The organism is Gordonia sp. 852002-10350_SCH5691597 (assembly GCF_001665715.1).
In the GTDB taxonomy this organism is placed as follows: Bacteria; Actinomycetota; Actinomycetes; order Mycobacteriales; family Mycobacteriaceae; genus Gordonia; species Gordonia sputi.
In genome coordinates this window covers 1-14,168 of record NZ_LZMO01000030.1, presented here as the reverse complement: position 1 = coordinate 14,168, position 14,168 = coordinate 1, and the positions used below count along the sequence as shown (strand labels likewise).

At 65.0% G+C, this 14,168-nt stretch carries 13 protein-coding genes; 2 read left to right on the top strand and 11 right to left on the bottom strand.

All coding sequences use genetic code 11. The features are described 5' to 3' along the window. The 7 genes from A5777_RS02285 to A5777_RS02255 all read right to left on the bottom strand — a co-directional run. Window positions 1–433: phosphoadenosine phosphosulfate reductase domain-containing protein (locus A5777_RS02285; RefSeq protein ID WP_156527378.1), on the bottom strand; the 433-nt coding region annotated here is incomplete at its 3' end. Beyond that, window positions 430–1,215, bottom strand: a complete 786-nt coding sequence (gene stf0, locus A5777_RS02280) for a trehalose 2-sulfotransferase (protein WP_005204018.1) — start codon at window positions 1,213–1,215, stop codon at window positions 430–432. The genes stf0 and A5777_RS02285, both read right to left, overlap by 4 nt. A 91-nt stretch (window positions 1,216–1,306) precedes the next feature. Then, window positions 1,307–2,788 carry a sulfatase family protein gene (locus A5777_RS02275; protein ID WP_064861502.1) on the bottom strand — a complete coding sequence of 494 codons (1,482 nt, stop codon included), beginning with the start codon at window positions 2,786–2,788 and terminating at the stop codon, window positions 1,307–1,309. Window positions 2,789–3,132: 344 nt separating this feature from the next. Next, on the bottom strand, window positions 3,133–4,026 hold the full coding sequence (locus tag A5777_RS02270; protein WP_064861501.1) for a MazG family protein: 894 nt from the start codon (window positions 4,024–4,026) through the stop codon (window positions 3,133–3,135). After that, window positions 4,023–4,517 carry an amidohydrolase family protein gene (locus tag A5777_RS02265; protein WP_064861500.1) on the bottom strand — a complete coding sequence of 165 codons (495 nt, stop codon included), beginning with the start codon at window positions 4,515–4,517 and terminating at the stop codon, window positions 4,023–4,025. The genes A5777_RS02270 and A5777_RS02265 overlap by 4 nt, the downstream gene beginning before the upstream one ends. Beyond that, entirely contained in the window at window positions 4,514–8,104 is a 3,591-nt protein-coding gene (mfd, locus tag A5777_RS02260; RefSeq protein ID WP_064861499.1) for a transcription-repair coupling factor, read from the bottom strand. The genes A5777_RS02265 and mfd overlap by 4 nt, the downstream gene beginning before the upstream one ends. 43 nt (window positions 8,105–8,147) lie before the next feature. Continuing rightward, a complete protein-coding gene (locus A5777_RS02255; protein ID WP_064861498.1) occupies window positions 8,148–8,690 on the bottom strand; it encodes a CGNR zinc finger domain-containing protein in 543 nt (180 codons plus the stop codon). 39 nt (window positions 8,691–8,729) lie between these two features. Here A5777_RS02255 and A5777_RS02250 point away from each other — a divergent pair, with 39 nt between their 5' ends. Both A5777_RS02250 and A5777_RS02245 read left to right on the top strand, forming a co-directional pair. Beyond that, a complete protein-coding gene (locus A5777_RS02250; RefSeq protein ID WP_231894910.1) occupies window positions 8,730–9,815 on the top strand; it encodes an EamA family transporter in 1,086 nt (361 codons plus the stop codon). A gap of 32 nt (window positions 9,816–9,847) precedes the next feature. Further along, entirely contained in the window at window positions 9,848–10,639 is a 792-nt protein-coding gene (locus A5777_RS02245; protein ID WP_064861497.1) for a dioxygenase family protein, read from the top strand. Between the two features lie 36 nt (window positions 10,640–10,675). Here A5777_RS02245 and A5777_RS02240 read toward each other — a convergent pair whose 3' ends face one another. The 4 genes from A5777_RS02240 to A5777_RS02225 all read right to left on the bottom strand — a co-directional run. Further along, on the bottom strand, window positions 10,676–11,536 hold the full coding sequence (locus A5777_RS02240; RefSeq protein WP_082933513.1) for an ABC transporter ATP-binding protein: 861 nt from the start codon (window positions 11,534–11,536) through the stop codon (window positions 10,676–10,678). Then, complete coding sequence (locus A5777_RS02235) at window positions 11,533–12,630, bottom strand: taurine ABC transporter substrate-binding protein (protein WP_064861496.1); 1,098 nt, start codon at window positions 12,628–12,630, stop codon at window positions 11,533–11,535. Before A5777_RS02235 ends, A5777_RS02240 begins: the two co-directional genes overlap by 4 nt. Then, window positions 12,630–13,253, bottom strand: coding sequence for an ABC transporter permease (locus A5777_RS02230; protein WP_231894562.1), 624 nt, complete (start codon window positions 13,251–13,253; stop codon window positions 12,630–12,632). Before A5777_RS02230 ends, A5777_RS02235 begins: the two co-directional genes overlap by 1 nt. Window positions 13,254–13,492: 239 nt before the next feature. Then, window positions 13,493–14,168, bottom strand: a 676-nt coding sequence (locus tag A5777_RS02225; RefSeq protein ID WP_064861495.1) for an SDR family NAD(P)-dependent oxidoreductase, incomplete at its 5' end; no start/stop codon positions are given.

The following is a 14,168-nucleotide window of genomic DNA, read 5'->3' as shown; positions in this document are numbered from 1 at the left end:
ACGCGGCGTCGAACCGGCCCTCCTCCAACGCGTCGAGGAGCACGCGAGTCTGGAGCCGGTTACGCGAACCCGACGGATCGGTCGACTCCGCCACGCGTCCCGCGGCGATGGCGTCGGGAACCGATGCGACGATGAGTTTGATTCCGTCGGGGTTGTCGGCGGTCGGCGCGACCCGACGGTCGCGGAACTCGATCACCTCGTCGAAGTTGTGTCCGGTGTCGACGTGCAGGACCGGAAACGGCAGCGGGTGTGGGCGAAATGCCTTCTCCGCCAAACGAAGTAGCACGATGGAGTCCTTGCCACCGGAGAACAGCAGCACTGGACGTTCGAGTTCTGCCGCCACTTCGCGAATGATGTGCACAGCCTCGGACTCGAGTACCCGCAACGCGGATACGTGGTCGAGGTCGGCTGCGGCGTCGATCTGCGTGGTCATTGCGGGTATCCGTTCCGCACCGCGTCGTCGCGGTACCGCTCGACCCACTCCTTGGAGCGGGCATTGGACTGTGGCTTCAACGGCGGTGGCGGCGCCAGCGCAGGGTCTTGACCCAGCGCGGAGAGAACACGCGCGGTGGTGCCCGACGGGTCCTTGGTGAGTTCGCCGAACTCGATGTCGAGGGGCTCGATGCCCTCCTCAGCGAACCATTCGCGCCACGACTTCTCCTGCGCCAGAAGTATTTCGGCAAGGTGGGCAATGCCCTCGGCGTTGTAGACCGCCGAGTCTTCGGCGGCATCGCCGTCGTGTCGCCATACTCGTGTCTGCACCGCGCGCCACATCGATACCGCCTGTGGCACAACGTCTTCCCGGTAGACATGCACGTACAGCGGATCGTCGCCGAACAGTGTGCGGATCGCGGTTCGCAGCGAACCCGACCCGGTCCGCGTTCGCGAGATCAGCAGGGGCGTCTGATTCCACATCAGTTTGCCGCCCCACACGCCGTTCGACGAACGGCCAGCGGCAAAGACGTCGTCGCGCCACTGTGCGGAGGTTCTGGTGTCGACGACGCCGTCGTCGAGTTCGTCGAGAGCCTCGATGATCGCAGGGTCGTCGACGTCCGCGAACCATTCACGTGGTTGCGGCGCTTGTGATGTCGCGGGGAAGTATTGGAAGAACTCCTCGGGAGTCCCGGCGACCCCCGTCTCGGCGAGAGACTCGACGAGGAGGGTGCTCCCGCTGCGCTGACTGGCGCACACGAGGTAGTTGTCGACTGGCGGCACCCGCTCAGTTTAACCAGCCCGAAACCGCCCGCAACCTGGGCAATTAGGCGCTCGACGGTCCAAACTATTTACAAAACTCGACGTCTGTGTGTCAGCCCTGCGCGCTGGGTGCATCAGCAGATCGGCGAGCCTCGTCGTCGACCTCGCCCTGCTGGATCTCGCCGGTGAGATCGCGCTCACGTCCGAGCGGGCGCCGCGACGGAAGTGCCTGCTCGTCGGGTGGGGTCTCGACGGCTTGTTCGAAGTAGCGCGTCATGAACTCATCCGCGATGGCAGTCCCCGCGCTCTCGTCCGGAAGCGCGTCGTGAGTGTCGGCACGCCACTGGGCCAACCGTGCCGCGAGTTCTGCGCGGACGTGCGCGAAATCCGGATCGTCGGCGAGATTCGTGCGCTCCCACGGATCGTGGTCGAGATCGTAGAGTTCGACGGCCGGCCGCTCCGCTGTGATGACCGACGCGTCGATCGACCGCGCAGACGGACTGTCGGCGATGTCGAGCGGGAGCAGCAACGCCGGGCGATGCGCGTAGTTCTCGATATAGCTGTACTTCTTTGTCCGAATCGCCCGGATCGGGTCGTAGGCGTCGTGATAGGTCTTCTCCGTGAAGACCGCCCCGCGTATCGGCTCCTGCGCGTTGCGCACGATCTCGGGGGCATGCGAGACACCGTCGACGTCGGCAGGGGCCTCAAGGCCGAGGAGATCGAGAATCGTCGGAGTGAGGTCGACACCCGAGAACAGGTCGTCGTACACGCGCGGTTCGATCGCGCGCCCCGTCGGTGGCCGCACGATCAGCGCGACGCCTGTCCCCTCCGCGTAGAGCGTCGATTTTGCTCGCGGGAACGCCAGACCGTGGTCGGTGATGAAGACGATCCAGGTGTTGTGGTCGAGCCCGAGGTCGGCGACGGTGTCGAGGAGGCGCCCCACCGCGTCGTCGGCCTTCGAGATGCTTCCGTGCAGGCCCGCGAGATCTTCGCGCACGTCGTCGGTGTCGGGAAGGAAGCCGGGTACCTCGATGCCCGAGGTGTCGGGATGCTTGTACTCGTCGACGGGGTAGGGACGATGGGTCTCGAAGAAGCCTGCGGTGAGCAAAAATGGTTGGGCCGCTTGCTCGTTCGCGGTTCGCTCGACGTACCTGCGCAGCCAGCGCTGCGACTCGGCGACCACGTGATCACATCGGGAGTCGGAGACGTCAACGGTGTCGAAGCCGAGTCGTTGCGGATCGGTGCTCTCGTGCTGCATGCCGAACAGCACGGTCCGATACCCGGCGTCGCCCAGCAGGGCTGGCAGTGTCTGCACGCCGTCGCGGTACTCGAACCCGTGATGAGCGAGGCCGACGAGTCCGTTGTGATGCGGGTACTGACCGGTGAAGAGCGACCCACGAGCCGGTGAGCACAGCGGCGCGGTGGCGTGGGCGTCGGTGAACAGGATCCCCTCCGACGCCAAAGCATCCATGTTCGGACTCTCGACACCGTCGGCCCCGTAGCACGCGAGATGACGCCCGAGGTCGTGCCAGTGCACGAAGATAACGTTCTCGCGCGTGGGGCCTGAGGCGCTGCCGGTGTTGTCGAAAGGCATTTACCCATGATGCACCCGCCGTTTCCGCACGTGGTGGCGGGTAGCACGCCGAGGCTGCCTACCTGGGCTCGCCGCGCCAGCACGACGGGATGAAATCAGCGTGAGTTCAATCTCTGCGCCGGCCGCCGGGCTGGTCGGGGCTAGGGCCATCACGGGGCGGTTCGGGGTTCGGGCGAGGCTGCTGGGCTGGCGGGCTGGTCAGCGGGCGTCACGGGGGCGTCGTCGCGCGTGAATGTGTGTCGTATCGAAGGATGTGGCTGCTGCAGCACACACATCCTCACATTCGACACACATCTAGACCCCACAGCGCGCGGGCCACAGCATGGAACCCCACGCCGTCGACCTCACCGCGCGAGGAACGACTCCCACGCCTCGCGCGAGCCGAGCGTCGCGCCTGCTGCTGCCGCCCTGGCCTCAGCGACACGCACCCGGTCCATCAGCGCAAGCGTCCTGGCCCGTGCGGCGGCTTCGACGCTGTCGTCACCTGCGCTGATCGTCACGGTGAGCGCTGCGGGGTCGATGGTGTCGATGGGGTAGTTCGCGGCGGTGAGACGTTCGAGCACCTTCTGCGTGAGCGCCAGCGCCGGTGCCGTTGTCGCGATGCCGTCGAGGACCGAGCCGCGCTGCTTCTCGGCGGCCTTGCGCTCCTCCCATTCGCGGATCTGCGTCTCGAGGTCGCTGTGTTCGCCGGACAGAACGCCCGGCGTCCGGCCGCGAACCTTGTCGACGAAGCTCCGCGCGACGTCGTCGATGTCGAAGGGCGCCACCGGGTCGTCAGCTGCGATACGCGCGTGGAACAGCACCTGCAGCAGCAGGTCGCCAAGTTCCTCGCGGAGGTTCTCCTGGTCGTTACCGTCGAGCGCATCGAGCAACTCGTAGACCTCTTCGAGCAGGTACCGCCGCAGCGACGCGTGCGTCTGCGTCGACTCCCAGGGTCCGTTCCGGCGCAGCGTGTCCATCAGCGCGACGGCGTCGAGCAGGCTCGCCCCCGATCGACGTTCCACTTCGACGACGTCGTCTCCGTCTGCGATCCGCCGACGTACCAGCGGATGCTGCGGGTCCGTCGTGACCAGGGTGAGCGACGAGTCGGAGTCGGCTGCCGCAGTGACGATGTGGTCGAGTTCCCACAGCACCGACGCGGGTACGTCTTCGGTCACCAGCACGGTTCCGGTCAGCACTGCCCGCGCCGCGAGCGGGACAACACCCGGTTGCTGCGGATCGAACACCACGACCGTCAACGCAAGTCCCCCACGCGATAGAACCGTTCGGCGTTGGTGCGCAGCACCGCCTCGGCGTCGTCCTCTCCGACCTCGGCGACGAGGAGGTCGATGTCGTCATCACCGAACGGTCGACCTGCCCTGGTCGACGGCAGGTCCGTACCGAACATCAGGGCTGCCGATGCCGAACCCCCTCGCGCAACGTTGAACCGAATGCCACGGACCCCACACGCAGACAATGCGACGACGTCCTCATCGGTGACAGTGGCCGGCAACTGTGTGACCCCGACGAATCCCTCACCGAGTTGCTCCAACGCCGCAACCAGATACGTCTGGTCGAACTTCTGGAACGAGCCGGAAACCACTGCGCCGCCGACGATCCCGAGCGATTCGGCGCGTGCGCGGTACTCGGACACCCCGAACTGCTCCGGAAGAAAGCCGTTGTTCTCGACGACGGGGTTGGCGTGATCGATGATGTGAAAGTGGGCGTCGAAGATCTTCCGCGCGCTCATCGGTCAGCCTGCTCGAGCGGCTTGAGGTTGCGCAGGAACGTCGCGAGATACTCGATGACCTCGTCGTCGCGCAGGCGTGCCGATCCGACGCCCCCGGTGCGCGGAATCGGTAACGTGACAACCGATGTGGTCGCCCGATACGACGCCGCGGGGTACAAGCGTTTGAGGCGCACCTGCTCGCTGTCGGCCAGTGGGAGCGGCGCGACCTTCACACTCGTACCGGTGGTGCCGATCTCGGTGACGCCCCGTTCACGCGCTCGCAGACGGAGTTTCGCGATCGACGCCAGGCGTCGGGTTTCCTCCGGCGGCTCGCCGTAACGGTCGGTGAGTTCCGACATCACGCCGTCGACCTCGTCGTCCGATGTCGCCGATGCGAGTTTGCGATACGCCTCGAGGCGCAACCGATCGGAGTCGACGTACTCGACCGGGATGTGCGCATCGACGGGCAGGTCGATGCGGACTTCGCCGGGTTCCGACGACGTGACGGGCAAACCGTCTGCCGCGGCGCGGTATGCCTCGACCGCCTCGCCGACGAGGCGCACGTACAGATCGAATCCGACGCCGGCGACATGTCCGGACTGCTCCGCACCGAGAACGTTTCCGGCACCACGCAATTCGAGGTCCTTGAGCGCCACGGCCATGCCCGCACCGAGTTCGTTGTTCTGCGCGATCGTCGCCAGCCTGTCGTAAGCCGTTTCGGTGAGCGGCTTTTCAGGACTGTAGAGCAGGTAGGCGTAACCGCGCTCACGACTTCGCCCGACACGACCGCGCAACTGATGCAACTGCGACAGACCGAGATTCTCGGCGCGATCGACGATGAGTGTGTTCGCGTTCGAGATGTCGAGGCCGGTCTCGATGATGGTGGTACACACCAGTACGTCGAACTCGCGGTTCCAGAAACCGGCGACGGTGCGTTCGAGTTGATCTTCGTTCATCTGACCATGTGCCACAGCAACTCTCGCCTCGGGGACCATCGCTGCGATATCGCGGGCGGTCTTGTCGATGGTCGACACCCGATTGTGGACATAGAAGACCTGGCCGTCCCGAAGGAGTTCTCGGCGGATCGCAGCCGCCACCTGCTTGGGCGAATACGCGCCGACATAGGTGAGCACCGGATGCCGCTCCTCCGGCGGGGTCAGGATGGTCGACATCTCGCGAATGCCCGCCATCGACATCTCCAGCGTGCGCGGAATCGGCGTCGCCGACATCGTCAATACGTCGACGTGCGTGCGCAACGACTTGATGTGTTCCTTGTGTTCGACGCCGAAGCGCTGCTCCTCGTCGACGATCACCAGGCCGAGGTCTTTCCACGTCACGCCGGTCTGCAGCAACCGGTGCGTACCGATCACGATGTCGACCTCGCCCTTCGCCATCTCCTTGATGATCTCGCGTGACTCCTTGGGATCGGTGAACCGCGAGAGACCTCGGATGCGCACCGGGAATCCCGACATACGCTCGGTGAAAGTCTGCAGATGTTGTTGCGCGAGAATGGTTGTCGGGACCAGAACTGCGACCTGCTTACCATCCTGCACGGCCTTGAACGCCGCGCGCACCGCGATCTCGGTCTTGCCGTAACCGACGTCGCCGACGATCACACGGTCCATCGGAGCCGACTTCTCCATGTCGTCCTTGACTTCGCCGATCACCGTCATCTGATCGACGGTCTCGGTGAAGTCGAACGCGTCCTCCATCTCGCGTTGCCAGGGAGTGTCGGGACTGAAGGCGTAGCCGGGAGCCGCATGTCGCGCCGCGTAGAGTTGGACCAACTCGCCGGCGATCTCACGAACAGCCTTGCGCGCCTTACGTTTCGTGTTCTGCCAGTCGGAGCCGCCGAGCTTCGACAACGACGGCTGCTCGCCTCCGACGTAGCGCGACAACTGATCGAGCGAATCCATCGGCACATAGAGCCGGTCGCCGGGTTGCCCACGCTTGGACGCCGCGTACTCGAGTACGAGGTACTCCCGCCGCGCACCCGACACCGTGCGTTCGATCATCTCGACGAACTTGCCGATGCCGTGCTGATCGTGCACCACGAGGTCGCCCGCGGTGAGCGCGAGCGGATCGACCTGATTACGACGCTTGGCGGGCAGTCGCTTACCGTCACGCACGCTGGCGACGCGGTTGCCGGTGAGATCGGTCTCGGTCACGATCACCAATCCGGCACTGGGACTGACGATTCCGTGTCGCAGCGTGCCGTTGAAGACCGACACGGTACCTGGTTCGGGTCGCGCGCCCTCGTCGGCGAGCACGTGCGGCACCTCAGCGTCGGCAAGCCGCTCGCACACACGCTGGGCGGTGCCCTTGCCCGCGACCACGATCGCAGCGGTGTTGCCCGCGCTGACGTGAGCGCGCAGTCCGGCGAACACGATCCGGATCTCCTCGTCGTCACCATGCGGCGTCGGCCCCGGGGTGATGTCGAGTTCGTATTCTTCGCCGAAGCCCGCAGACAGCGGACTCATCGTCCACCACGACCGACCCGCCGCGAGCGTGGCCTTCTCGACGTCATCGAGTGGCCGATAAGCACTGGCCTGCAAATCAATTCCGGTCGGACCGGACATATCGCGGGTGTCGACGGGCGCCGTGGCTCCCATCGCGGCGGCGTTCCACGACGCCTCGAGGAACTCGGCTCCGGTTTGTGCGAGATCGGCTGCGCGCGTGCGGACCTTCTCGGGATCGAGCACGAGCACGCGGGTGCCGGCGGGCAGCACCTCGGTCAGCAACTGCATCTCGCCGTCGACAAGCGCCGGTGTCAGCGCTTCCATTCCCGCGACCGGAATACCCTCGGCGAGCGAGGTGAGCATCTCGACGAGCGAGGGATCGTCGGCGTTCTCGACGGCGAGTTCTGCCGCGCGTTCGCGCACGGGCGGGGTGAGCAGCAGCTCGCGACAGGGATGGATGAGGACTACCGACGCGTCGACCTCGGGTTGGCTACGCTGATCCGCCACCGAGAACGCCCGCATCTCGGAGATCTCATCGCCCCAGAACTCGACCCGCACAGGGAAATCGGCGGTGGTCGGGAAGACGTCGAGAATGCCGCCGCGTACGGCGAATTCGCCACGCCGACCGACCATGTCGACGCGCTCGTACGCCATCTCGACGAGATCGGTGAGCAAGCCGTCGAAGTCGAGTTCGATGCCCTCACGCAACGTCATGGTGCGTATCTCCCCGAGCCCGGGCGCCATCGGCTGCACCAGTGATCGGACGGTGGTAACCACCACGCGCAGCGGAGCGTCGCCCGGGTGCGCCAGCCGATGCAGCACCTCGAGACGCTGCCCGACGACCTCGGCGCTCGGCGAGAGCCGTTCGTGCGGAAGCGTCTCCCACGACGGGAACTGCGCCACCGCAGACTCGTCGTCGAGAAGCTCGCGTAGTTCGGCCGTCAGGTCGTCGGCTTCGCGTCCATTCGCCGAGACGACGAGGATCGGCGCGTCAGCAACCTCGGAGAGACAACTGACCACGAACGGCCGGGCGGCGTCGGGGGCAGTGATCGCGAGTTGCGGATCGTCGCGATGGTCACGCAGTGCCGCGATGCTCGTGTCCGCGCAGGCGAGGGATGCGAGTCCGTGAAGGGCGGGAGTAGACGACACTTCGGCAATTCTAGGGCACGGCAATTCTGCCAGGCAGATGCCGCTAGTCGGCTGTCGCTGCCTGCCGCGCCCGATACGCCGCGACGGCGTTGCGATTACCGCAGGCCGTCGAGCAATACCGCCGAGACCGGTTGCGAGAAAGGTCGACGACGACGCCCTCGCAGCCCGCGTCGGCGCAGACGGACAACCTCGACATGTCGTCGGCCCTGATCACGTCGATCATGGCCATCGCGGTCTCGACCATGATCCGGTCGGCGAGGGGGGCGTCGTCGTCGATGGCGTGCAGATGCCAGTCCGTGTCGCCGTGTCGCACCAGCCGCGGCACGGCCAGGTGCCGACTCAGGATCTCGTTGACTTGATCGACGGCACGGTCGCGGTCGGCGATGAGCAGCGCTCGCAGCGCCGGCCGGATCGCCGACACGGCGTCGAGTTCTTGCTGGTCACCGTCATGGCGGCCGGTATAGCCGTAGTGGTCCCAGAAGGCGTCGAGGTCGTCGATGGAACGCAGGGTCTCTGGCGACTCTGCCGAGTTGGCGAGCGCAACCGCTGCCTGCAGCGCCAGATCGACGTCATCACCGAAAACCATGTTGACACCTTACCAAGGCCGCCGCTAGCGTCATTACCCATGACGTCGGTGACCCATGACCGCACGCCGGCAGAGGTGGCCGCTCGCAGACGCGCGGGCCTGATCCTGGCCCTGGTGTCGGCAACGAGCTTCGGGCTGTCGGGCGCGCTCGGCACGCCGCTGATGGCCGCGGGGTGGAGCGCGGGCGCTGTCGTCGCGATCCGCATCGGCATCGGCGGTCTCGCGTTGCTGCCGTTCGCCATTCGCGACCTCGGCGGTGTCTCGGCGCTGCGATGGTCGACGCCGTCGACGCTGGTCCGCGACCACGGCAGGACGATCGCGCTCTACGGATTCCTCGGCATGGCCGTCGCACAGTTCTGCTACTTCTCCGCCATCGAGCACATGGACGTCGGACCGGCCCTACTCATCGAGTACACCGCACCCGTTGTCGTGGTCGCGTGGATGTGGGCGATCCACCGCCAGCGGCCGTCGCGGTGGGCGCTGGCTGGTATTGCGGTGAGCGGCGTCGGATTGGTCGGAGTCCTCGACCTCGTCGGCGGCACCTCGGTGAGCCCCGTCGGTGCGCTGTGGGCGTCGGGCGCAATGCTCGGCGCCGCCGGCTACTTCATCATTTCGGCCAAGGAGAACGATTCACTGCCGCCGTCTGTGCTCGCGGCGAGCGGAATGGTCTTTGCGGCAACACTTCTCGGAGTACTCGGCCTCGTGCATGCACTGCCGATGACGATCGGCGACCCGACGGTCCACTTCGCCGGATTCGACGCACCGGCATGGACGGTGCTGGCTGCTCTCGCGCTCGTCACCGCGGCGACCGCATATCTCACCGGAATCGGTGCCGCGCGCAGACTCGGAGCGCGGCTCGCCTCGATGTTCGCGCTTGTCGAGGTCTTGGCCGCGGTCGTATGGGCCGCGATCCTGCTCGATCAGGTCCCGGCGGCGCTCCAGATCGTCGGCGGCGTCTTGATTGTCGTCGGGGTCATCGCGGCCAAGATCGGCGAACCGGGCACGTCGACGTCGCCCGTCGGCGAGCCGTTGCCGCTTGGCCACTTGCCAGAAGGCCCCGAGAACGATGCTGCCGACAGCCATGCTCCCGACAACGATGCCGCAACGTCTGCACCCGAGACTTAACCGGACTGCGGTCCGGTTGATACGATGTTCGCATGTCAGCCCCCGAACCCACCCGCCAGCCGACGCTGTTCCTGAGTCACGGCGCCCCACCACTCGTCGACAGCGAACGATGGGTCTCCCAGCTCACCGAGCTGTCCACCACACTCGACCGTCCATCGGCGATCCTGGTGGTGTCGGCGCACCGGGAGGCCGCGCCGCTGACGATCGGTTCGACCGACCCGACCACGCCCCTGACCTACGACTTCTGGGGATTTCCCGAGCGCTTCTATCGCACCACCTACTGGTCGCCCGGTGCTCCCGATCTCGCGGCGAGAGTCGCGGCGATGATGCCCGACGGCACCGCAATCGCCCGTGACCAGCACCGTCGCCTCGACCACGGCGCATACGTGCCGTTGACGGTCATGTACCCCGACGCCGATATTCCCGTGCTCCAGATCTCGCTTCCCACACTCGACCCCGCACAATTGCTGAACCTCGGCCGTCGACTCGCACCGCTGCGCGACGAGGGAGTGCTCATCATCGGATCGGGTTTCACCACGCACGGGCTGCCGTATCTGACCGACCCGTCCCCCGACGCCGCGCCGCCGAGCTGGTCATCGGAGTTCGACGCCTGGGCGCACGAGCGTTTCGCCGACGGCGACGTCGAGTCCCTGATCGATTTTCGACGCACCGCCCCGGGAATGCCCTACGCCCACCCCACTATTGAGCATTTCGCGCCGCTCTTCGTCGCGCTGGGCGCCAGCGACGATCCCGAGCAACAGGCCGACCAGGTCATCGACGGGTTCTGGATGGGCCTTGCCAAGCGGTCGCTGGTGCTTGCCTGAGGGGACCTCTCACCGGATCCGCCTGCGCCTGCTCACTCAGTCGTGAGCGGCGTAGATCGCCTCGGCAAGTTCAAGTTTGAGCTGCTGGAACTCTGGCGTTGCAATCACCGCAGGCGATCGGACGCCGTCCGGCGTATCGCCGGGTAGTTCGATTCGTCGATCGATCGAGATTCGCCCGGGCCGCGCGCTCATCACGAGCACTCGCGTCGATAAAAACACTGCCTCCTCGACCGAGTGGGTCACGAAAATGATCGTCTTACGTTCACGTCGCCAGATTCCGAGCAGCTCGACCTGAAGACGCTCACGCGTCAATGGATCGAGCGCCCCATACGGCTCGTCCATGAGAATCAGCCGCGGATCGTTCACCAACACCCGCGCGATCTGTGCACGCTGCTGCATACCACCGGACAGTTCATACGGTCGTCTCTCGCCAAATCCCGTCAGACCAACCAACTCGAGCATCGCCGAAGCCTTGTTCTCACGCTCTTGTTTCGGCACACCGCGCATCTTGGGCCCGAACTCGACGTTGCGCCGCACCGACAACCACGGGTACAGAGTCGCCGCCTGAAAGACGACCCCCCGTTCCGGTGACGGTCCGTCGATATGCGCGCTACCGATCATCACCGTTCCCTCGGTAGGTTCGAGAAATCCAGCAATGATCTGGAGCAGCGTGGTCTTGCCACATCCGGACGGCCCTACGAGACAGACGAACTCGCCGGGGTCGATGGTGAGGTCAGTGCGCGCAAGTGCGACCACCTCCGACGATCCCGATGAGTACGTCTGGCCGACGCCGGTGAGAGTCAGGCGATCTGCCAGACTCTCTTGCGCGGCGGAACCGCTCGTCCCAAGACCTTGTGGCCCACTGTCATTGGCTTCGGTAGCACTGCTCGTGTTCATTGTCCCGCCACCTCATTGATTGCGGTGCTGTAGACCGCGTTGTTGTATACCTGCTGGTCGCTGACCGCATCGACTTCACCCTGATCCTTGAGAAAGGACGCGGTGTCGAACAGTGAACGCGCGAGTCCGCCACCAAACCACCGTGGCTGCGATTGTTCCTTCGCGTTCAGATAGACATATCCCTTCAGCTGTGTGCGCACCTGCTCGGGAGGCACACCGAGTTGCCCGGAGATCCGTTCGACGGCATCGTCAGGCTTGTTCTTGATCTGCTCGACCGCCCAGTTCTGAGCGACCGTCCACATCCGCATGGCCTTGGGATTCTCCCTGACAAACGCGCCGCGTGCGCCCTCGAGATCGAATGTGGGACTTCCGGCGTCGGCGGTGTCCTCTGCGGTCATGATGATGTGACCGGACCGTGTGAGTTGTGACAGCGTCGGCTCCCAAATCCATGCGGCGTCGATCTGTCCTCCCTGCCACGCGCCAAGGATGGCGCTCGGCTCCAGGTTGATCACGGTGACGTCGCCGGTGATACCCGCTTTTGTCAGTGCGGACATGAGACTCAGGTGTGATGTCGAGCCAAACGGCACACCAATCTTCTTGCCGCGCAACTGACTGATGGATTTGATCTCCGGATCGCGAACCACAAGCGACTCCGCACCGCCAATCACGTCTTGAATCCACACAACCGACACGTCAAGGTCCAGCGGCGCCGACAATGCCTTGGCTGCAGGCGCTGACCCGAACAGCCCGAGGTCAAGCGAGTTGGACCCGAAGGCACGTACCACATCGCCTCCCGATGAGAACTGCGTCCACACGATCTTGGCCTTGGGCATGCACTTGGTGAGTATGTCGGCATCCTTGACGACGAGATCACCGTTCGGGATTTGCTGATAGCCGATGCGGATATCGCCGGTGATCGACTCGTCGGGCTTCACCGGGCAGGAGACCTCGGTGATCAGAGAGCGGCTTTGCTCGCCCCGACCTGACTTGACGATGCAGCCCGTTGCCGAGACGCTGACGCCGACACACAGAGCGGCGGCGACGGCGGTTCGGACCACCGTGCGTGTCGTGAAGAGCCGAGAAACGTTGCGCATCATACTTTTCCCTTCCAAGGCGCAACTGCGAGGCCGATCCACTTGAGAATCGAGTCAAGCACGAGTGCGGTGATGCCGATGACGATGATGCAGGCGATGACCAAAGGGGTGCGTAGCTGGGTGCCCGCTATGTAGGCGAGTCCGCCAACGCCTGGGATACCGTTGTTGAGTTCGGCCGCGACCACTGTGGTCCAGGCGAACCCGACCGCCAAGCGGATACCGCTGACGATCTCCGGCGCCGTCGCCGGCAAGATCACCCGGGTGATGACCTGCATCCGGGAAGCACCAAGACTCCGTGCCGCGTTGATGTAGTCAGCCTTGACGCCGAGAATTCCGGTGACCGTCGCAACTGTTATCGCCGGGAAGGCCGCGAGAAACAGCAGCCAGATTTTCGACGTGTCACCGATTCCAAACCAGACGATTAAGAGGCTGAAGTAGCCAAGCGGCGGCAGCGCGCGCAGAAAGTTGAGATAGGGCTCGATGACGGTCGCAATGACCTTCGACGTTCCCATCAGCACCCCTAGGAGCACGCCGACGATAATCGCTGCACCCACACCAACAAAGATGCGTTGCAGACTCGCTATCAAGTGCTCCCAAAGGAAATAGTTCTGTTCGCCCAACACTTCTCGCGGAACACCTGGGGCCACCTGGTGCCACGTGTTCGCACGGATAAACGCGTCCCACACTGCACCGGGACTCGGCAGATACAACGGACTGACGATTCCGACAGCAGTGATCGTCCACCACACAACTAAGAAGGCGATGAGCGCACCCAGTCGAATCGCCCAGGACCGCAAGAGCTTCGACGATATGGAGAGCCGTGCGTGGATCGACGGCTTGGGGATCGAGGTCGCTAGCGCGTTCATGCTGTCCTCCGGTGTACGCGCTGTGCACTGGTCTGATCGCGGGCGAGCAACAGCATGCTGTCGACGTTCACATGCGGCGGTCGAGTTACCACCCAACTCACCGCATCAGCGACGTCAGCCGCACTCAGGGGCGCCAACCCCGCATAGACCGCCGCGGCACGGTCAACGTCACCGTCGAAGCGGTTGATGGAGAACTCCGTTTCGACCATCCCCGGGTCGATTTCACAGACACGCACCGGCTCGCCGAGCAGTTCCAGCCGAAGCACCCGCGTGAGTGCGCGCACGGCATGCTTTGCCGCGTTGTATCCGCCGCCGCCGAGGTACGGCTCGATGGCGGCGACCGAACCAACCGTGACAACCGTGGCACATCTCGACGCGCGCAACAGCGGCAACAGCTGCCGGGTCACCCGGAGGACGCCGAGCACGTTCATGTCGAACATGGCCTGCCAGTCCGCATCCGAGGACTCGGCGATCGAATCGGCTCCGATCGCGCCGCCGGCGTTGTTGACCAGCACATCAGCTCGCTCAAGGAGTCCACAGAAGGCTGTGACCGAGTTGGGATCGGTCACATCGAGGTGCGCGACCGTCACTCTCGCCTCCGGGTGATCAGCGCGAATCTTTGCCGCGAGGTCGTCGAGCCGTTCGATACGACGCGCACCAATGTGCAGGTCG

Bases quoted from the DNA above. Each gene is read 5' to 3' on its own strand.
- A5777_RS02275 (WP_064861502.1), bottom strand. From the start codon at position 2,788: ATGCCTTTCGACAACACCGGCAGCGCCTCAGGCCCCACGCGCGAGAAC.
- A5777_RS02240 (WP_082933513.1), bottom strand. From the start codon at position 11,536: ATGAACACGAGCAGTGCTACCGAAGCCAATGACAGTGGGCCACAAGGT.
- A5777_RS02235 (WP_064861496.1), bottom strand. From the start codon at position 12,630: ATGCGCAACGTTTCTCGGCTCTTCACGACACGCACGGTGGTCCGAACC.
- A5777_RS02250 (WP_231894910.1), top strand. From the start codon at position 8,730: ATGACGTCGGTGACCCATGACCGCACGCCGGCAGAGGTGGCCGCTCGC.
- A5777_RS02255 (WP_064861498.1), bottom strand. From the start codon at position 8,690: ATGGTTTTCGGTGATGACGTCGATCTGGCGCTGCAGGCAGCGGTTGCG.
- A5777_RS02265 (WP_064861500.1), bottom strand. From the start codon at position 4,517: ATGAGCGCGCGGAAGATCTTCGACGCCCACTTTCACATCATCGATCAC.
- A5777_RS02245 (WP_064861497.1), top strand. From the start codon at position 9,848: ATGTCAGCCCCCGAACCCACCCGCCAGCCGACGCTGTTCCTGAGTCAC.